Below are 18,354 nucleotides of genomic sequence, written 5' to 3'. Positions count from 1 at the left end.
CCACCGCCACCGCCGCCACCGCGGCCGCCCAGCGCGGCCTGCACCCGTTCGGCCAGCTGCGGATCGCGCCTGGCCAGCTCGCTCAGGTTCGCCCGGCCGCCGCCGAACCCACCGCCGCCACCGCCGCGGTTGCCGTCACCGCCGAAGATCCGGCCCAGGCCGTTGTAGCCGAAGGCCAGGCCGAGCGCGCTGTTGTCGGTGGAACCGCCGATGTAGGGACGTGAACCCTTCGGCCACAGTTCGACTGTCGCCACCCACCAGCCGGCGGCGACCACGATCGCCAGCCCGCCCGCGAGCAGCTGCCACACCCGCCGCCACCAGCCGGTCGGCGCGGCGATCAGGTAGACCAGCGCGAACGCGGGCAGCACCAGGAAACCCTGCAGGGTCTTCGTCAGGAAGGCCAGGCCGAGCGCGGCGCCGGTCGCCGCCATCCATTTCGTCGACGCCTCCTCGAGCGCGCGGACCAGGCAGTATCCGGCCAGGACGAGGACGAAGGTGAGCAGGCCGTCCGGGTTGTCGAAGCGGAACATCAGCGCCGCCACCGGGGTGAGCGCCAGCGCGGAGCCGGCCAGCAGGCCGGCGGCGGGGCCGAACCACCTGCGTACGGCCGCGAACATCAGGCCGACCGCGGCCACGCCGCCCAGCGCCTGCGGAACGAGCATGCTCCAGCTCGAAAAGCCGAAGATTCGCCCGGACAGCGCCATCGCCCACAGCGACGCCGGCGGTTTGTCGACCGTGATGAAGTTCCCGGAGTCGAGCGATCCGAACAGCAACGCCTTCCAACTCTTCGTCCCGGCCTGGACCGCCGCCGCGTAGAAGCTGTTCGCATAGCCCGAGGCGCCCAGGTCCCAGACGTAGAGCACCGCCGTAGCGGCGAGCAGCCCGACGAGCGCCGGCCGGGCCCACACCGGATCCGCCGGCCGGCCGCGCACCGCCCGCCGCCACCGGCTCACCGGCGGCGGATCGCCCGCGCCGACGGGCGGCCCCGGCGCACCGGCATCAGCGTGATCATCGCCGTGATCGCCGTGATCGCCGTCGTGACCGTCGCGCGCCACCGGAACCGCCGGGGCGTCGACGCTGACCGCGGCGCTGGGCAGGACCGTCGCGCTGGAGGGGTCCTCGGGCTGCGTCATACGCCAGATACTCACCGTGCAACCTGTGCGCAAGCTGAGAGTGATCGGATGCGCCACCGACGGCCCCGGCTCCGACTCCCTCCGCCGGCGCCCGCGACCCTGGGAACGCCTCGGACGCCGACCAGGAACACCGGCGCAGCTCGGGCGCACGGCCGCCAGCCGGATACGGTACGACCGGCCCGATCAGGCCGGTGACCCGATCGGGGGGCTCGAACCCGCGGTCGACGGCTTACGAGTCCGTGGCTCGGGGGCGTAGCCGGATCGCGGTGCCGGCCACGACCTGCCAGACCTCGTCGGCGGCGGCGGCGAGTTCGGCGTTGAGGCGACCGAGGGCGTCGCGGAAGCGCCGGCCGGCGGCCGTCGCCGGTACTACTCCGGAGCCGACCTCGTCGGTCACTGCGACCACGCGGCGCGCGGTGTGCCGCCATGCCTCGACCAGCTCGCCGGCCCGGGTCGCCAGCTCCGCCGGGTCGTCGAGCTGCGCGGCGACCCACAGCCCGACGCCGTCGACGAGCAGCGGCGGCCCCGGCGAGCGCAGCAGCGGCACCAGATCGAGGGTCTCCACGGTCGTCCACGCCGCCGGCCGGCGCTCGCGGTGCGCGGCGATCCGCGCCGACCACTCGGCGTCGGTGGGTTTCGCGGCGTCCGGGGGCGCGGACGTGGCGACGTACACCACCGCCGGCTCGGCGAGCAGCCGGCGCTCGGCCTCGGCGGACTTCCCCGACCGGGCCCCGCCGGTGATCAATACCCGGTGCGGCGGGGGCGCCGCAGCACTCGGCGGCGGTGTGGCGGGGCTCGCGTGGCGCGAGAAGCTCGTGTGGCGTGAGGGGTTCGCGAGGCGAGCGGGGGGTGCGGGCCGCGGCACAGGTGGCGGGTCCACGGCCGGTGCGGGGGACTGGCCGGACGGGATCGGTGCGCGGGGCGTGACGTCGAGGACGGCGCCGTCACCGGGGGCCTGCGCGCCGAGCAGGGCGAGGCGGCGGGCCAGCTCATCCCCGGGAGGGTTGCGGTGGCTGAGGTGGACGGCGAGCACCCGGGTGCCGTCGACCACGGCGCCGCGGCGGCGCAGCTCCGCGACGAGCTCGGCGAAGGAGGCCAGGTCGAGGTGCTCGCCGAAACCCGGCCGATCCCCGTTGTTCTCCTCCAGCAGCACCACGTCGTACGCCCGGCCGGTCACCGCGGCGAGCGTCGGTGCAGGCAGCGGCGCGGCGGTGTCGCAGCCGTAGAGCAGCCGGCCGCCGTCGGGGGCGGTGACGTCGTAAAGGACCGCCGGGCCGATGCTCGCGTCGCCGTGCCGGGCGGCCAGCGGGCGCACGAGGTACCCGGCGTCGCCCGCGCCAAGGCGCAGCGACCCACCGCCCGGCGACCCACCATCCGGCGCCCCGCCACCCGCCGTCGCCGGGACGAATCGCAGGGCGGAGCCCTCCCGGGCCGGGTCGGCGCCCTCCCAGCGGGTCAGGAACTCGCGGCACACCGCCAGCGCCGCGGGCGGCCCGACAACATCGAGCGGCCGACCGGCGGCGGACGACCACGACCGCCACATCAGACTCTCGGGGCCGAGATGGTCGGGATGCGCGTGACTGATCAGCAGATGGCGCAGGCCGGAGAGCCGGACACCGAGCCGGGCGGCGGTCCGCGGCACGTCGGGGCCGCAGTCGAGGAGCAGGGCGTCGTCGACGAGAACGGCGGTCTGGCCACGGACCTCGTGCTTGCGTGCCCAGGCGCAGGAGGCGCAGTCGCACCACGGGTTCGGCCAGCCGTCCGCCGAACCCGTACCGAGCAGCGTCACCCGCACCGTGGGGCCCCCGTCACCGCGTCCGGATCAACCGTGCGGGTGGCGCTTGCGCTCCCATCGGGTCATCAGCGCGAGCACGGTCGCCAGCAGGAAGATGGCCACGAAGGTGACGATCACGGCAGCCCACCAGGTCAGGGGCGGGTCGTGCTCCGCGGACTCGGCGGCGAAGGCTGCGGCGTTGTAGACGGTCGTTCCCACGCGGGTTCTTCCTCCTCGAACGGATATACCGGATGTGCGCTCGACCGGATGTCCCGGGTGGTTCCGTGACCATGTCCGTCAGGGCTGACGTTACCGGCGTCGAGGACATCCTGGCGTGGGTGTCCGCATGCGCGCCAGTGGCGTGCGGCACCGAACCGCCGGTCCGCTCAGCCGACCTGCCGCGGAGCATCGGCTCTGGCGCGGGCGGCGATGGGCGGCGCGCTGATCCGCGGCGCCGCGCCGACGCAGGGCACGCGGTTGGATGGGTCCACCGGTCGACCGATCGGGCGATCGCGCAAGGCGGCTGGTCGACTCGGGCCGCCCGGGTGAAGGGATTCACGCATGACCTGGACCTGGCGTTACGAGGGCGACGACGGAGCGATCGTCGCAGTCGGCGGTGCCTCCAGCTCCGAATCCTTCACCAGCCAGGGCGACGCCGAGACCTGGCTGGGGGAGACGTGGCGCGATCTGCTCGCGGCGGGCGTCGTCCAGGTCACGCTGCTCGACGCCGGACGGCGCATCTACGGCCCGATGAGCCTGCGCCCGGTCACCTGACCGGTGCCGGGTCGGGTCGGGAGAGATCAACCGGGACACCCGGTTGTCCCGGTTGACAATCTCCAGGCTAACGTTGTTAGCTGAACCTGAGGCTAACGGTGTTAGTCGATTGTCGTCCGGGAGGTTCAAGGCTCATGACCGAGCAGCATGATCAGCCGTCATCCCGTCCCACCGGCGCGCACTACCTCGCGCCCGGCTGGTTCACCCGCAACGTGGCCAACCGCCTCGTGGCCCTGGTGACCCGGGCCGGCGTGAGCGTGCTGGGCAGCCGGGTGCTGGAGGTGCGCGGCCGGGTCAGCGGCCAGCCGCGGCGGACCCCGGTGAACCTGCTCACCTACGAGGGGCGGCAGTACCTGGTGTCCGCGCGAGGCCACGGGCAGTGGGTCCGCAACGTCCGCGCCGCGGGCGGGGAGCTGCATCTGCTGCGGGGGCGCTCGCGTACGCTCTACCACGCCGACGAGCTGGACCCGGGGGACAGCGTCGCCGTGCTGCGGGCCTACCTGAAGCGCTGGAAGGCCGAGGTCGGCGCCTTCTTCGACGGGATCGGGCCCGACTCCACCGACGAGGAGATCCGCCGGATCGCGCCCCGCCATCCGGTCTTCACGCTGACCGCGGGTTGATCGGCGGCTTCGTCCCCCCGGCGCCGCGGGAGTAAGGAACCGATGGGCACACCACAGGCCCTGGGCGGGCTGCCGCTGGCACCCGTCGCGCCCCGGCCCGAGCTGGCGCCGCCCTCGCCGCGGGTCGGCGAGATCATCACCGCCGCGCGGGAGGTGTTGGAGCAGGAGGGCGCGGCGGCGCTGACGATGCGCCGGCTCGGCGAGCTGCTGGGCATCCGTGCGCCCTCGCTGTACAAGCACCTCGCCGGCAAGACGCAGCTGGAGGCCATGCTGGTCGACGCCGCCCTCGTCGAGACCGGTGACCTGCTGCACGGTGTCGTCGACCGCGCCGACGCCGCGGGCGTGCTCGGCGACCTGCTGGCGGCCTACCGCGCGCACGCCCGCGCGCAGCCGAACCTCTACCGGCTGGTCACCGCCGGCCCGCTGCGCCGCGATCAGCTCACCGCGGGTGTGGAGGACTGGGCGGGCGAGCCGTTCTACCGGGCCACGGGGGAGCCCTACCTCGCGCAGGCGCTGTGGGCGGCGGCGCACGGCACGGTCATCCTCGAACTGGACGGTCGGTACCCGCCGGGCTCGGACCTGGATCGGACCTGGGCCGCGCTGACCGCCGCCTTCCGCCGGCCCGTCGACGACGACCGCTCAGGCTGAGCCCCGCCCGCCCTGTGGCTCACTGGTCACCTCGATCGGGCTCGGCGGCGGCCTCAGCTGCGTTGGATGACGTCGGCGAGCACGTCGTCGATCCGCTTGAGCAGGGCCGGGTCGAGGGTCACCCCGGCGGCCTTGACGTTCTCCCGCACCTGCTCGGGCCGGGAGGCGCCGATGATCGCCGAGGCGACGTTGTCGTTCTGGAGCACCCAGGCGACGGCGAGTTGGGCCATGCTCAGGTCGGCATCCGCGGCGATCGGGCGCAGATCCTGCACCGCAGCCAGGACGTCGTCGTTGAGCAGCCGGGCGATGAACGTCGCGCCGGCCCCGCCGGTGGCGCGGCTGCCGCTCGGCGGGGGCTGGCCGGGCAGGTACTTGCCGGTCAGCACGCCCTGCGCGATCGGTGACCAGACGATCTGGGAGATGCCGGCCTGCTCGCTGGCGGGCACCACCTCGGCCTCGATGGTGCGCCACAGCATCGAGTACTGCGGCTGGTTGGAGATGATCCGGTCCAGGCCCAGTTCGCCCGCGATCCGCACCGCGTCGGTGATCTGCTCGGCGCTCCACTCGGAGACCCCGATGTAGAGCACCTTGCCGGCACGGACCAGGTCGTCGAAGGCCCGCAGCGTCTCCTCCAGCGGCACCGTCGGGTCGTAGCGGTGCGCCTGGTAGAGATCGAGATGGTCGGTGCGCAGCCGGCGCAGCGAGGCGTGGGCGGACTCGATGATGTGCTTGCGGCCGAGGCCCCTGTCGTTCGCGCCGGGGCCGGTCGGCCAGTAGACCTTGGTGAACAGCTCGTAGGACTCCCGGGGCACGCCGTGCAGGGCGTCGCCCAGCACGCTCTCGGCGCGGGTGCCCGCGTACACGTCCGCGGTGTCGAAGGTCGTGATGCCCTCGTCGAGGGCGGCGCGCACGCAGGCCGTCGCCGCGTCCGCCTCGATCTGATCACCGTGGGTGATCCAGTTTCCGTAGGAGATCTCGCTGACGGACAGGCCGGTGCGCCCCAGGCGTCGATGCTTCACGTCACAAACCTACGACGGACCCACCCGGAAGGGGGTCCACCCACCGGTGAGGGACTAGGGCCGCGAGTCGCCGCGGGACACCCGAGGCCGGGGCAGGCGCCACCGCCGCGGCAGCAGGGCCCGCTGCGCGGCGTAGGCGCGCACCCGCACCCGCGAGTCCGGGTAACGCTCGGCGACCTTGCGGCTGACCTGCCAGGAGAGCACGACCGAGTCGACGACGACCGCGATGATGCCGATCAGCATCAGCAGGGTCGCGGCGAGCCGCACGACGCCGTTCGGGATCAGCCCGCCGACGAAGTAGACGACGGCGGCCACCAGGAAGAACGGCCCGACGGTGATCCGGGTGTCGACGAGGTCGCGGGCCAGCACCCGCTCCGGGGCCCGCTCGCGCGGCGGCAGCCGGCTGACGTCCCCGGACATCATCGCCGCCCGGTACTCCTGGCTCTGCCGGCGCCGGGTGGACTTGGCGTCCTGGCGGCTCGCGCCCTTGCCCGTGGGCGCGGTGTTCGTGCCCCGGGCGGCCCGAGCGTCCGAACGCTTCGGTGTGGGCCGCCCCTTCGCCGCGGTGCGCCGCAGGTCGGCCGAGGGGTCCGGCTCGACCGGTTCGACCTGCTCGGCGAGCGGTTCGGCGTCGACCTCGGCGGGGCCACGCCGCTTCAGCAGGGCCATCAGGGCAGTGCCAACATCTGATCGAGTGCCTTCCGGGCAAAGGTGGCCACGTCCGGGTCGACGGCGATCTGGTTGACCGTCTCGCCGCGGACGAGTGACTCCAGCGCCCAGACGAGGTGCGGCATGTCGATCCGGTTCATGGTGGAGCAGAAACACACCGTACGGTCCAGGAAGACGATGGTCTTGTCGGGGTGCCGCTTCGCCAGCCGCTGCACGAGGTTCAGTTCGGTGCCGATGGCGAACGCCGAGCCGGCCGGGGCGGCGTCGACGACGGAGATGATGTATTCCGTGGAGCCGACCAGGTCGGCCGCGGTGACGACCTCCCGGCGGCACTCCGGGTGCGCGAGCACGGTGACTCCGGGGACGCGGGCACGCACCTCCTCGACGCTGTCGAGGGTGAAGCGCCCGTGCACCGAGCAGTGCCCGCGCCAGAGGATCATCTTTGCCTCGCGCAGCTGGCGGTGGGTCAGCCCGCCGCCGGGCCGGTGCGGGTCGTAGACGACGCAGTCCGCCTCGGTCATCCCCAGCTCGCCGACGGCGGTGTTGCGCCCGAGGTGCTGGTCGGGCAGAAACAGCACCTTCGTCCCCCCGCGCTCGCCGAACGCCCATTCCAGTGCCCGCCGGGCGTTCGAGGAGGTGCAGATCGTGCCGTCGTGGCGGCCGGTGAACGCCTTGATGGCAGCCGAGGAGTTCATGTAGCTGACCGGGACGGTGCCCGCGGCGACGCCGGCGTCGAGCAGGTCGTCCCAGGCCTGCTCGACCTGCTCGGCGGTGGCCATGTCGGCCATCGAGCAGCCGGCGGCGAGGTCGGGCAGGATGACCCGCTGGTGCGCGCCGGTGAGGATGTCGGCGCTCTCCGCCATGAAGTGCACGCCGCAGAAGATGATTGCCTCGGCCTGCGGGCGGGCGGCGGCCTGCTGGGCGAGTTTGAACGAGTCGCCGGTCACATCGGCGAACGCGATGACCTCGTCGCGCTGGTAGTGATGCCCCAGGATGAAGACCCGGTCACCGAGCGCGGTCTTTGCGGCGGCGGCGCGGGCCGCGAGGGTGGGGTCCGCGGCGGGAGGCAACTCCCCGGGGCAGTCGACGCCACGCTCGCTCGCCGGATCCGACCCGCGGCCGAGTAGCAGCAGGGCCAGGGGAGACGGGGCGACGCCCACCTGCGCGAGGGCCGGATCCCGACCCAGGGTCGGATTGATGGTCATGGCGCTCCTCCGGTCGACCGGCCCGCAGCCTGGCCGCCTGGTCGTCCGCGCCGACCGACCGGCGATCCCGCCGGGGCCGTCCGCGAATGGTCGATGAGACTCTAACTCCCCGCAGCCATCGTATGCGGAGCTCCGCCGGTCGGATGCCGGCTTGTCCGGGTTGCCGGTCTGGTGCCGTCATGAACGTGAACGCAGTCACGAAGGTGACCTGAGGTGATCGGCGTCTCGTGGCCCACCAGTCGGCGCCATGGCCGGGTCCCGATGGCGTCGCTACGATGGGAAGCGGATCCAGTCCCATGGTGTTGGGCATGAACGTCGGCGCAGACGCTGTGCCGTGTCCGAGGCGCCGGCCGAGGCGACTCGGCTGGTCGCAGGCAGTACCCGACCGGATGCAACCGACCGGAAGCGCAGTACCCGACCGGAACCAGTGAGCCTGGCACGCCAGGCACGTCCAGCAAGGGCAGGAGTAGTCCTTATGACCGTTCAGGACACGACGGAGACCGCGACGCAGTCCTCGACCGTCAACCTCACCGACACGGCTGCCGGCAAGGTCAAGAACCTGCTGGAGCAGGAGGGCCGCGATGACCTCAAGCTGCGCATCGCGGTGCAGCCCGGGGGCTGCTCCGGGATGCGCTACCAGCTCTTCTTCGACGAGCGGTCCCTCGACGGTGACACCGTCCTGGACTTCTCCGGTGTCAAGGTCGTCCTTGACCGGATGAGCTCCCCGTACCTCGGCGGTGCGACGATCGACTTCGTCGACACCATCGAGAAGCAGGGCTTCACCATCGACAACCCGAACGCGCAGGGTTCCTGCGCCTGCGGCGACTCGTTCCACTGATCGACTGAGCGGCCGCCCCTGTGTGCCGTTCGTGATCGCCCCTAGCCCCGGTGCATTCCTCTCACCGGCGGCACGGGGGGGCGTAGTCGGCATCCCGACGACGCCGCCGAATAGATCCTGACGAAGGAGCCCGGCTCGACCCACCACGGTCGGGCCGGGCTTCTTCGTCTCCCGGGTGCTCCGGGCTGAGCCGGGTGGCAGTAGGCTCCACGATCGTGCGTATTGCCGTGACGGGTTCCATTGCCACCGACCACCTCATGCGCTTCCCGGGGCGCTTCGCCGAGCAGCTGCTCGCCGACCAGCTCCACAGCGTGTCGCTGTCGTTCCTCGTCGACGAACTCGTGATTCGTCGCGGGGGGACCGCGGCGAACATCGCGTTCGGTCTCGGTCAGCTCGGCCTGCACCCGGTCCTCGTCGGTGCCGTCGGGGAGGACTTCGCCGAGTACCGCTCCTGGCTCGACCGGCACGGTGTGGACACCACCACCATCCGGGTCAGTGAGATCGCGCACACGGCCCGTTTCGTCTGCACCACCGACGAGGACCTCAACCAGATCGCCTCCTTCTATCCGGGGGCGATGAGCGAGGCCGCCGAGATCGAGCTCGGGCCGATCGCGGACCGCTTCGGCGGGCTCGACATCGTGATCATCAGCCCGAACGCGCCGGATGCGATGGTGCGGCACAGCCGGGAGTGCCGCGAGCGCGGCTACGCCTTCGCCGCCGACCCGTCCCAGCAGCTGGCGCTGCTGGACGGCCCGCAGATCCGCGAGCTCGTCGACGGCGCGGCCTACCTGTTCTGCAACGAGTACGAGAAGGCACTGCTGGCGAGCAAGTCCGGCTGGAGCGACGCGGAGATCCTGGCGAAGGTCGGCGTGCGGGTCACCACCCACGGCAAGGACGGCGTGGTGATCGAGGCGCCGGAGAGCGACCCGATCCGCGTCCCGGTGGTGCCCGCGCTGGCCACCCCGGACCCGACGGGTGTCGGTGACGCGTTCCGCGCCGGCTTCTTCGCCGGGCTGTCGTGGGAGCTGCCGCTCGAACGCTCCGCCCAGGTGGGCTGCCTGCTCGCCACTCTGGTGCTGGAGACCGTCGGCACGCAGGAGTACACGGCCGAGCCGTCCGACATGCTCAAGCGGATCACCGAGGCCTACGGCGCCGACGCGGCCGCCCAGATCGCCGAGCACCTGCCTGTGGCCTGAGCCGCTTCGGCCGAGCTCAGGCGAGGCGTCGGATGACGAACTCCTCGCCGCCGGCCGGCAGCGGGCGCACCGCGACCAGGAGCTGACCCCGCAGCCGGCACCAGGCGACCACGTCCGGGCCGGCGGCCGGATCGTCCGCCCAGAGGGTGATGGTGTCGCCGGGCGCCACCGAGCTGAAGGCGCGGGCGAGGTCGATGATCGGCAGCGGGCAGCGCCGGCCGCGGGAGTCCACCGTGCCCGCCGGCGCGGCGATGGCCCGATCGGGCCCCGTCCCGGTGCCCGCCGGCCCGTCCGTGGTCATCGTCGGCTCATCTCCCTGCCCACCCGGCCGGTCGCGAGCCGCCCGGTCACGTGCCGTTCCGTGCCGGGCCGGGCGTCGGTGGATCCGGGTGGCGTTGGTCGCCCGCCTGCCAGGCCTGCCGTCCCGGGCCGACCGGCCGCAGGTCGCGCCGTCCCGGGCCGACCGGTCACAGCTCGCCCGCCCCGAGACGGGCCCGTACGGCTCGCACGGCGCCCGGCAGGACCTCGAGGAGGGCGTCGAGGTCGGCCTGGGTGGAATCGCGGCCGAACGACACCCGCAGATTCCCGTGGGTCAGCGCGCCCATCGCGACCAGCACGTGGCTCGGGACCAGCGTGTCGGAGGTGCAGCTCGACCCGGAGCCGACCGCGATGCCGGCCCGGTCCAGCTCGGTCAGCAGCGCCTCGCCCTCGACGTACAGGCAGGAGAACGCGGTGATGTGCGGCACAGCCGGGGCCCGGTCCGGATCGCCGAGCAGCTCCACCCCGTCGACGAGGTCGGGCAGCCGGCGCCGCAGGTCACGGACGTAGCCGGCCAGCCGCGGACCCTCCGCGGCGAGCTCCGCCGTGCGGGCGGCCAGGGCGGCGGCGGCGGCCACGATCGAGGGGACGTTCGGATAGCCGGCGACCCGTCCGCCCTCGCGCTCGTCGGCCGGCCAGGGGCTGCGCCAGCGGGTTCCCGTGCGCACCGCGAGGATGCCCACCCCGGCTGGGCCGCCGAACTTGTGGGCGCTGGCGGTCAGCAGGTCCGCGCCGAGCACGCCCAGGTCGACGGGTACCCGGCCGACCGTCACGGCGGCGTCGGTGTGCAGCGGGACGCCCGCGGCATGCAGGCGCTCGGCGACCTCGGCGACCGGCTGGACGGTGCCGACCTCGTGGTTGGCGTGTTGAAGGCTGGCGACGGCGGTGCCGGGAACTGGCGCGAACGCGGCCGGATCCACCCGCCCGAAGCGGTCGACCCCCACCTCTACGAGCCGCCCACCGGCCTGTTCGTGGTGCTGCGCCGCATGCAGCACGCTGGAGTGCTCGACCGCGCTCACCATGATCACGTTTCCGGCGCGGCGACGGGCGGACGCGGTGCCGAGCAACGCGAGCGTGGCCGCCGCGGTCCCGCTCGCCGCGAAGCTGACCTCGTCGGGCCGGGTGCCGAGGACCCCCGCGACCGTCTCGCGGGCCGCATCCAGCAGCATCCGGGCGCGCCGGCCCTCCCGGTAGAGCCGGGCCGGATCCGCCCAGCCGTCCTGGAGCGCCACCTCGAGGGCGTTGCGCGCCGCGGGGTGCAGGGGCGTGGCCGACGCATGGTCGAGATAGGCCGACACGGGTGTGACGCTACGCCGTGGCGGGCCCTGAGGGGTCGTGCGTCACAGGCCCTTGATGGGGCCTGTGGCGAGAAGCTGCCGGGCCGCTGGGATACGCTGCTGCCGCACCATCTACAGCGTGTCGAAGACAGCATGTCGTCCGGAGGGATCGACCGGGTTGACATGGCGTTTCTGGGGCTTCGCGGATGGCGGCGGACAGCCTCCGCCCCGTCGACGCGGGCCGCTAGTCGTGGGAGGCAGGACCTGGTGAGGAGATCCTTCGGTCGGACCCGGCCGTCGGTCGCGGATGTCGAGGACACGCCGACGACGCCGGCTGACTCTGGCAGTGCGGGCGGGGTCGCGAACGACGCGGTCGAGGCGGTTAGCGCGGTCGGCGCCCATGGGAGGCGACGGGCGCGGCCGGGTCGCCGACCCCTGCGCCTGGTCGGCGCGCTCGCCGTCGTGGGGATCGCGGCGACCGCCTGCGACAAACCCAACTTTGGCTACCCGGACGGTGTGACCAACCACACCCCGAGGTTGCTCAATCTCTGGCAGGGCTCGGCGATCGCCGCGCTGATCGTCGGCGTGGTCGTCTGGGGCATGATCCTCTACGCGGTCGTCGCCTTCCGCAAGCGCAGCGACGTGCTCCCGCGGCAGATCCGCTACAACCTGCCCGTCGAGATCCTGTACACCGTCATACCCGTCGTGATCGTGGGCGGGATGTTCTACTTCACCGCGCGCGACGAGTCGAAGATCACGAAGCTTTCGGCCAACCCGGACGTCACGGTGGACGTCATCGGCTTCCGGTGGAACTGGCAGTTCAAGTACCTCGACCCGGGCGCCGGCCACAAGGGGCCGAACCAGATCGAGGTCACCGGCCGGCCCGGTGAGCCGGCAGTGCTGGTCCTGCCGCAGAACCGCTCCATTCGTTTCGACTTGACCTCGCCGGACGTCATCCATTCCTTCTGGGTTCCCGAGTTCCTGTTCAAGCGGGACGTCATTCCCGGTCGGGTCAACCAGTTCGAGCTCACCGTGACCAAGACCGGTACCTTCATCGGCCGCTGCGCCGAGCTCTGCGGGACCGATCACGACCGGATGAACTTCTACGTGAAGGTCGTGCCGCAGGACGAGTACGACAGGTTCATCTCGGAGCGGCAGAACGCCCCCGTTCCGTCGACGTCCGGCGGGACGACGACCGCCGCCGCCGCCAGCACCGCAACCACCGCCACCACCGGGAGCGGACAGTGACCCTCGTGCAAGAGCAGGGCGTCGGCCACGCCGAGCCCGAGCAACCCCACCTACCCAAGCGAACGAGCCTGCTCGGTTATCTGCGCACGACGTCCCACAAGGACATCGCGGTCATGTACTTCATGACCTCGTTCGCGTTCTTCCTGTTCGCCGGCATCCTGGCCGTGATGATGCGGGCCGAGCTTGCGCGACCGGGCCTGCAGTACTTCTCCAACGAGCAGTACAACCAGCTGTTCACGATGCACGGCACGCTGATGCTGCTGATGTTCGCGACGCCGATCGCGTTCGCTTACGCGAACTTCCTGGTGCCGCTGCAGATCGGCTCGCCGGACGTCGCGTTCCCGCGGCTCAACGCGCTGTCGTACTGGTTCTTCCTGTTCGGCAGCCTCACGGTGGTGGCCGGTTTCCTCACCCCGAACGGCGCGGCGTCGTTCGGCTGGTTCGCCTACTCGCCGCTGAACAACGAGATCTACTCGCCCGGGGTGGGCGCCGACCTGTGGATCGTCGGCCTGACGGTGTCCGGTCTCGGCACCATCCTCGGCGCCGTCAACATGATCACTACGATCCTGACGCTGCGCGCGCCCGGTATGACGATGTTCCGGCTGCCGATCTTCTGCTGGAACTTCCTCGTCACCTCGATCCTCGTGCTGGTCGCCTTCCCGGTGCTCGCCGCGGCGCTGCTGGCGCTGGAGGCGGACCGCCGGTTCGGTGCGCACGTGTTCGACGCCGCGAACGGCGGCGCGCTGCTCTGGCAGCACCTGTTCTGGTTCTTCGGTCATCCCGAGGTCTACATCCTCGCCCTGCCGTTCTTCGGGATCATCAGCGAGATCCTGCCGGTGTTCTCCCGCAAGCCGCTGTTCGGCTACAAGGGCCTCGTCTTTGCCACCATCGGCATCGGCGCCCTGTCGATCGCGGTGTGGGCGCACCACATGTACGTCACCGGCGCGGTGCTGCTGCCGTTCTTCGCCTTCCTGTCGTTCCTGATCGCGGTGCCGACCGGCATCAAGTTCTTCAACTGGATCGGCACGATGTGGCGCGGGCAGCTCACCTTCGAGACGCCGATGCTGTTCAGCATCGGCTTCCTGGTGACCTTCCTGTTCGGCGGGTTGACCGGAGTGCTGCTGGCCAGCCCGCCGATCGACTTCCACGTCAGCGACAGCTACTTCGTCGTCGCCCACTTCCACTACGTGATCTTCGGAACCGTCGTGTTCGCCGCCTACGCCGGCACCTACTTCTGGTTCCCGAAGGTCACGGGCCGGATGATGAACGACCGACTGGGAAAGATCCACTTCTGGACGGTGTTCTTCGGCTTCCACGCCACCTTCCTGGTGCAGCACTGGCTGGGCCTGCGCGGCATGCCGCGGCGCTACGCCGACTACTCGCCGACCGATGGGTTCACCACCCTGAACACGGTCTCCTCGGCGGGGTCGTTCCTGCTGGCCCTGTCGACGCTGCCGTTCATCTACAACCTGTGGCACTCGTACCGCAAGGGTCAGCTCGCCGTCGTCGATGATCCGTGGGGTTACGGCAACTCGCTGGAGTGGGCGACCTCCTGCCCGCCGCCGCGGCACAACTTCCGTACGCTGCCGCGGATCCGCTCCGAGCGGCCTGCGTTCGACCTGCACTTCCCGGCGACGGTCGGCCGGGTCGATTACCACGCGACACCTGAGATCGGTTAGGGGGCGGTGATCGTATGAAGGTGGAAGGCATCATCTTCAGCTTCTTCGGCGTCTTCGCCGGAGCTGCGGCGCTGGTCTACTGGTTCTGGGCGAAGGACCCGACCGGCACCGCGGCGCTCACCCTCACCACCGGGTTGGGCCTGCTCGTCGGCGGCTATCTGATCTTCACCGGACGCCGGATCGGCATGCGCCCGCAGGACCTGCCCGACGCCGAGGTGGCGGACGGTGCCGGCGAGCTCGGGCACTTCACGCCGGGCAGCTACTACCCGTTCTTCATCGGCGCGAGCTCGGTGACGGCGGCCATGGGCCTCGTCTTCGGGATCTGGCTGCTTGTCCTCGGCCTGGCAATGGTCGTGGTGTTCGTGACCTGCCTGGTGTTCGAGAACTTCTGGCACCCCCCGGTGCCCGAGGACTGAGACGGGCCCCGCGGCCCGGGGTAGAACCCGGCCGCGACCTCTGCGCCAGCGCGTGTGGGGCTGGCATGATGCCGCGGCATCATGCCAGCCCCACACGTGTCTTCCCACTCGGCCCCCGGCCCCCGGCCCGTGGCCCGTGGGCAATTGCTGGAGGTTGATGGCCATCGCCGTGCCGTGGAACCGTCATCAACCTCCAGCAAGTCGCTCTCGCCGGGCCGTCGCGGTGTGGCCGGGGTGTGTGCTGGCCGGGGCTGGGAATCGTGGGACGGTTCCGCGGAACATCAAGATCGGAACCGGGTGTCTTCGGGTCTGGACAACCATTGCCGCCCCTGGGCCGCCGGGCTGCGTTGTTTCCGGCCAGATCGCGGCCAGATCGCGGCCAGATCATGCTGAGGGCTACGCACGGTTTCAGCGTCTGAAACCGTAGCTACACCTCGGCACGATTCTGTGCGCAAGTGATGACAGAAAGATACTAAGGTTCTGGTGGTCAGCGGGCGCCCCGAACTCCGAGACGACCCAGTCCCCGTCGCCCGATCAAACCCTGGGCCGGGGCCGGGCCCGCCCTCAGCGGGTGATGGCGTCGGTGGCCGCGGCGCGCTGGCTGGCCTCCACCCAGCGCGCCAGGACCGCGGCGGCGGCGCCGGAGTCGATGGCGCTCGCGGCCTGGGGCAGCACGCCGGCGATCTGCTCGGTGATCGGCGCCTCGGTCGGGCCCGCCGCGGCGACCAGGGAGGCGGCGGCGGCCAGCAGCACCGCGTCGCGGACCGGCCCCGGCTCGCCGGCCAGCAGTGCGCGGGTGACGGCGGCGTTGTGGGGGGCGTCGGCGCCGCGAAGGGCGGCGATGTCCGGCACGTGGATGCCGACGTCGCGCGGGTCGAACTGCTCGCGACGAGGTGATGCAGCCTCCCCGACCGCCTCGCCGGGGATCACCCAGACGGTGGACGTGGTCGTCGGGGTGAGCTCGTCGAGGCCGTCGTCGCCGCGGAAGACCAGAGCGCGGGTGCCGCGGTCGGCGAGGACCTGCGCGACGACTGGCGCCAGGCGGGCGTCGGCGACCCCGATGGCCTGCGCGCCCGGGTTGGCCGGGTTGGTCAGCGGGCCGAGGATGTTGAACGCGGTCGGGACGCCGATCTCGGCGCGCGGGCCGCCGACGTGCCGCATCGCCGGGTGGAAGATCCGGGCGAAACAGAAGGCGATGCCGGCCACCTGAAGGCACGCTTCGACGCCGGGCGGTGGCAGGTCGATGACGACGCCGAGCTCGGCGAGCAGGTCGGCCGAGCCGCAGGCCGACGACGCGGCCCGATTGCCATGCTTGATCACGGGTACGCCCGCGCCGGCGACGACGAGGGCGGCCATGGTGGACAGATTGACCGTGTTCGACCGGTCGCCGCCCGTCCCGCAGGTGTCGACCGCGCGTCCTCGGACGTCGTCGGGGATCCGCAGCGGAGCGGCGTGGGTGAGCATCGCTGCGATCAGGCCGCCGATCTCGGCCGCGGTCTCGCCCTTGGCGCGTAGCGCCACCGCGAACCCGGCGATCTGGGCGGGGGAGGCGGTGCCGGACATGATCTGGTCCATGGCCCAGGCCGTCCGCGCCGAATCCAGGGACTCGCGGGCGAGTAGAGCGCCGATCAGCTCCGGCCAGCTCGTCACCGCGGTGACCGGCACGGCGGGTGGCACGGCGGGTGGCCGAGCGGGTGGCCCAGTGGGGGGCACGGTGGCCTCGATGGTCACCTGCGTCAGCCGGCGAGCTGGGCGCCCGTCAGCGGCCGCCGGGCCGCCGCGCCGCCGGCCCGTGCACGCAGCAGCGCCACGACGGCCTCGGTGAGCCGGCCGGGGTCGACCGGGTGGGGGACGACCGCGTCGGCCTGAGACCAGGTCGCCAGCCACCGGTCGTCCGCCCGGGCGACGAGCAGGATCGTCGGCGGGCAGTCTGCGACCTCGTTCTTCAGCTGGCGGCACAGGCCCATGCCGCCGGTGGGGGTGGCCTCCCCGTCGAAGATGCACAGATCGGCTTCGTGGTGGTCGACGACGTCGATCGCCTCGGCGGCCTCGGCGGCTTCGACGAACTCCAGCGGGCCGAGGTCGGCGGCGGGCAGCCGACCGATCGCGGTGATGACTCGCGCGCGCACGTCGGCGCGGTCGGCGTAGACGAGGACGGTGCTCATGGCGTCCACGGCCTTTCGCATCAGGTGGCCACCGCCGACCGGCGGCCCGGGGCGGACCGCCGCCCCGCCCCGCGACCGGACCCGCCGCGGGGCGGGCGATCGGCAGCGATCGGGAGCGACCGGATGACCGGCACGATCCACTCCGAAGATTACCCGGTGGTGGGGTCGCGTCATCCCTTCTCCACTGGGTCCGCCGGGCGGGCGGCGCTGCGTGGGCCCATCGCGTGGGCCCATCGCGCCCGGCGGCGGTCCGGGGCGGTTGCCAGAAGGTGGGAACAACAGTGATACTGAGATTCGTTCTCAACCAGTGGAGCCAGCCGTCGGCGACACCGCCGGGCATTCGCCCGGGACGACGGGCCCTGTGCTCCGCTGCGACCGACGGGCGTGATCCCATGACCGACCTGGCTGATCTTCGACTGACCCCCCAACGGATGGCCGTCCTGGAGGTCCTGCGGGCCGCCGACGACCATCCCACCGCGGCCGAGGTCTACGAGCGGGTACGCCGCACCTCCCCACGGATCGGCAGCGCTACGGTGTACCGCACCCTTTCGCTGCTGGTGTCGACCGGTCGGGCGTTGGAACTCAACCTGGGCAACGGCGCGGCGGCCCGGTACGACGCCAACACCTGCCGCCACGACCACGCGGTCTGCGACGGCTGCGGCCGAGCGGTCGACCTCGATCACCCCGTACCGGACGGAATGGTGGCGGAGATCGCCCGTCGCTCGGGCTTCGCCATCACCGGGTACGACCTGCGGTTCCGGGGGATGTGCCCGGACTGCCAGGCGAACAGCTCCGATCCGGCCCGCGCCGCGGGCGGGACCGGCTCACAGTGAACACCCACGCCAAAGGAGCGCTTCATGCCGAAGCTTGACGGCACCAAGACCCACGAGAACCTCAAGGAGGCGTTCGCTGGCGAGAGCCAGGCCAACCGGCGCTACCTGTACTTCGCCCGTCGCGCCGACATCGAGGGCCTGACCGACGCCTCCTCGCTGTTCCGCGACACCGCGGAGGGTGAGACCGGGCACGCCTTCGGTCACCTGGACTTCCTCGCCGAGGTCGGCGACCCGGCCACCGGCGAGCCGCTCGGCACCACGGCGAAGAACCTGGCCAGCGCCGTGGCCGGCGAGACCTACGAGTTCACCGCCATGTACCCCGGCTTCGCGAAGACCGCCCGCGAGGAGGGCTTCGAGGAGATCGCGGACTGGTTCTCGACCCTCGCCCGCGCCGAGAAGACCCACGCCGGCCGGTTCAAGAAGGCCCTCGACGCCCTCAACGCCGAGGAGACCGCCGACGCCTGATCGGCCCCCTCGCACCACGCCGGTGGCCGGCTCCGAGCATCCTTCCGTCGGAGCCGGCCACCGCCGGTACTCCCCAC

20 protein-coding genes are annotated in these 18,354 nt (G+C 72.0%); 10 read left to right on the top strand and 10 right to left on the bottom strand.

Going from position 1 to position 18,354, the window contains the following annotated elements:
• The 3 genes from NBZ85_RS11895 to NBZ85_RS11885 all read right to left on the bottom strand — a co-directional run.
• The coding region (locus tag NBZ85_RS11895) for an ArnT family glycosyltransferase (protein ID WP_261561940.1) at positions 1 to 1,133 on the bottom strand (1,133 nt) is incomplete at its 3' end.
• A 229-nt stretch (positions 1,134 to 1,362) separates the two neighbouring features.
• Entirely contained in the window at positions 1,363 to 2,928 is a 1,566-nt protein-coding gene (locus NBZ85_RS11890; RefSeq protein WP_261556579.1) for a bifunctional adenosylcobinamide kinase/adenosylcobinamide-phosphate guanylyltransferase, read from the bottom strand.
• Between the two features lie 27 nt (positions 2,929 to 2,955).
• The gene (locus NBZ85_RS11885) at positions 2,956 to 3,126 is read right to left on the bottom strand and encodes a hypothetical protein (protein ID WP_261556580.1); all 171 of its coding nucleotides are present in this window, start codon (positions 3,124 to 3,126) and stop codon (positions 2,956 to 2,958) included.
• A 342-nt stretch (positions 3,127 to 3,468) separates the two neighbouring features.
• Between NBZ85_RS11885 and NBZ85_RS11880 the strand changes: the two genes are divergently transcribed.
• The 3 genes from NBZ85_RS11880 (at position 3,469) to NBZ85_RS11870 (ending at position 4,949) form a co-directional block, all read left to right on the top strand.
• Positions 3,469 to 3,681, top strand: a complete 213-nt coding sequence (locus NBZ85_RS11880; RefSeq protein ID WP_136448777.1) for a hypothetical protein — start codon at positions 3,469 to 3,471, stop codon at positions 3,679 to 3,681.
• A gap of 134 nt (positions 3,682 to 3,815) precedes the next feature.
• Positions 3,816 to 4,301, top strand: coding sequence for a nitroreductase/quinone reductase family protein (locus NBZ85_RS11875; RefSeq protein WP_261556581.1), 486 nt, complete (start codon positions 3,816 to 3,818; stop codon positions 4,299 to 4,301).
• A 42-nt stretch (positions 4,302 to 4,343) separates the two neighbouring features.
• Positions 4,344 to 4,949 (top strand): TetR/AcrR family transcriptional regulator, encoded by a 606-nt coding sequence (locus tag NBZ85_RS11870; RefSeq protein WP_261556582.1) that lies wholly within the window; start codon positions 4,344 to 4,346, stop codon positions 4,947 to 4,949.
• A gap of 53 nt (positions 4,950 to 5,002) precedes the next feature.
• On the opposite strand, the gene NBZ85_RS11865 is transcribed toward NBZ85_RS11870, so the two are convergent.
• From NBZ85_RS11865 to nadA, 3 genes are read right to left on the bottom strand one after another with little or no spacing between them, the layout of a single operon-like run.
• Positions 5,003 to 5,968, bottom strand: a complete 966-nt coding sequence (locus NBZ85_RS11865; protein WP_261556583.1) for an aldo/keto reductase family protein — start codon at positions 5,966 to 5,968, stop codon at positions 5,003 to 5,005.
• A 54-nt stretch (positions 5,969 to 6,022) separates the two neighbouring features.
• Positions 6,023 to 6,637: a DUF3043 domain-containing protein gene (locus NBZ85_RS11860; protein WP_261556584.1), complete on the bottom strand. Its 615-nt coding sequence runs from the start codon at positions 6,635 to 6,637 to the stop codon at positions 6,023 to 6,025.
• On the bottom strand, positions 6,637 to 7,842 hold the full coding sequence (nadA, locus tag NBZ85_RS11855; RefSeq protein WP_261556585.1) for a quinolinate synthase NadA: 1,206 nt from the start codon (positions 7,840 to 7,842) through the stop codon (positions 6,637 to 6,639). Before nadA ends, NBZ85_RS11860 begins: the two co-directional genes overlap by 1 nt.
• Positions 7,843 to 8,317: 475 nt before the next feature.
• Here nadA and erpA point away from each other — a divergent pair, with 475 nt between their 5' ends.
• Positions 8,318 to 8,680, top strand: a complete 363-nt coding sequence (gene erpA / locus NBZ85_RS11850; protein WP_136447570.1) for an iron-sulfur cluster insertion protein ErpA — start codon at positions 8,318 to 8,320, stop codon at positions 8,678 to 8,680.
• 215 nt (positions 8,681 to 8,895) lie between these two features.
• Positions 8,896 to 9,876 carry a carbohydrate kinase family protein gene (locus NBZ85_RS11845; protein ID WP_261556586.1) on the top strand — a complete coding sequence of 327 codons (981 nt, stop codon included), beginning with the start codon at positions 8,896 to 8,898 and terminating at the stop codon, positions 9,874 to 9,876.
• Between the two features lie 16 nt (positions 9,877 to 9,892).
• On the opposite strand, the gene NBZ85_RS11840 is transcribed toward NBZ85_RS11845, so the two are convergent.
• Positions 9,893 to 10,177 (bottom strand): sulfurtransferase TusA family protein, encoded by a 285-nt coding sequence (locus tag NBZ85_RS11840; RefSeq protein WP_261556587.1) that lies wholly within the window; start codon positions 10,175 to 10,177, stop codon positions 9,893 to 9,895.
• Between the two features lie 166 nt (positions 10,178 to 10,343).
• On the bottom strand, positions 10,344 to 11,492 hold the full coding sequence (locus tag NBZ85_RS11835; RefSeq protein WP_261556588.1) for a cysteine desulfurase family protein: 1,149 nt from the start codon (positions 11,490 to 11,492) through the stop codon (positions 10,344 to 10,346).
• A 246-nt stretch (positions 11,493 to 11,738) separates the two neighbouring features.
• Here NBZ85_RS11835 and ctaC point away from each other — a divergent pair, with 246 nt between their 5' ends.
• From ctaC to ctaF, 3 genes are read left to right on the top strand one after another with little or no spacing between them, the layout of a single operon-like run.
• On the top strand, positions 11,739 to 12,719 hold the full coding sequence (ctaC, locus tag NBZ85_RS11830) for an aa3-type cytochrome oxidase subunit II (RefSeq protein WP_261556589.1): 981 nt from the start codon (positions 11,739 to 11,741) through the stop codon (positions 12,717 to 12,719).
• Complete coding sequence (gene ctaD, locus NBZ85_RS11825) at positions 12,716 to 14,398, top strand: aa3-type cytochrome oxidase subunit I (protein WP_372517723.1); 1,683 nt, start codon at positions 12,716 to 12,718, stop codon at positions 14,396 to 14,398. Before ctaC ends, ctaD begins: the two co-directional genes overlap by 4 nt.
• 14 nt (positions 14,399 to 14,412) lie before the next feature.
• Positions 14,413 to 14,814 carry an aa3-type cytochrome oxidase subunit IV gene (ctaF, locus tag NBZ85_RS11820; RefSeq protein WP_261556590.1) on the top strand — a complete coding sequence of 134 codons (402 nt, stop codon included), beginning with the start codon at positions 14,413 to 14,415 and terminating at the stop codon, positions 14,812 to 14,814.
• Between the two features lie 564 nt (positions 14,815 to 15,378).
• Here ctaF and trpD read toward each other — a convergent pair.
• Both trpD and NBZ85_RS11810 read right to left on the bottom strand, forming a co-directional pair.
• Entirely contained in the window at positions 15,379 to 16,464 is a 1,086-nt protein-coding gene (gene trpD, locus NBZ85_RS11815; protein ID WP_308204988.1) for an anthranilate phosphoribosyltransferase, read from the bottom strand.
• Between the two features lie 86 nt (positions 16,465 to 16,550).
• The gene (locus NBZ85_RS11810) at positions 16,551 to 16,979 is read right to left on the bottom strand and encodes a hypothetical protein (protein ID WP_261556595.1); all 429 of its coding nucleotides are present in this window, start codon (positions 16,977 to 16,979) and stop codon (positions 16,551 to 16,553) included.
• Between the two features lie 392 nt (positions 16,980 to 17,371).
• Between NBZ85_RS11810 and NBZ85_RS11805 the strand changes: the two genes are divergently transcribed.
• Both NBZ85_RS11805 and NBZ85_RS11800 read left to right on the top strand, forming a co-directional pair.
• Positions 17,372 to 17,812, top strand: coding sequence for a Fur family transcriptional regulator (locus NBZ85_RS11805; protein ID WP_261556591.1), 441 nt, complete (start codon positions 17,372 to 17,374; stop codon positions 17,810 to 17,812).
• A 24-nt stretch (positions 17,813 to 17,836) separates the two neighbouring features.
• Positions 17,837 to 18,277 carry a rubrerythrin family protein gene (locus NBZ85_RS11800; RefSeq protein ID WP_009742898.1) on the top strand — a complete coding sequence of 147 codons (441 nt, stop codon included), beginning with the start codon at positions 17,837 to 17,839 and terminating at the stop codon, positions 18,275 to 18,277.
• Positions 18,278 to 18,354 lie beyond the last annotated feature (77 nt).

The organism is Frankia tisae (assembly GCF_025403405.1).
Taxonomy (GTDB): Bacteria; Actinomycetota; Actinomycetes; order Frankiales; family Frankiaceae; genus Frankia; species Frankia tisai.
Note: the sequence above shows the minus strand (reverse complement) of the source record. Positions and strands in the feature narration are given on the sequence as shown.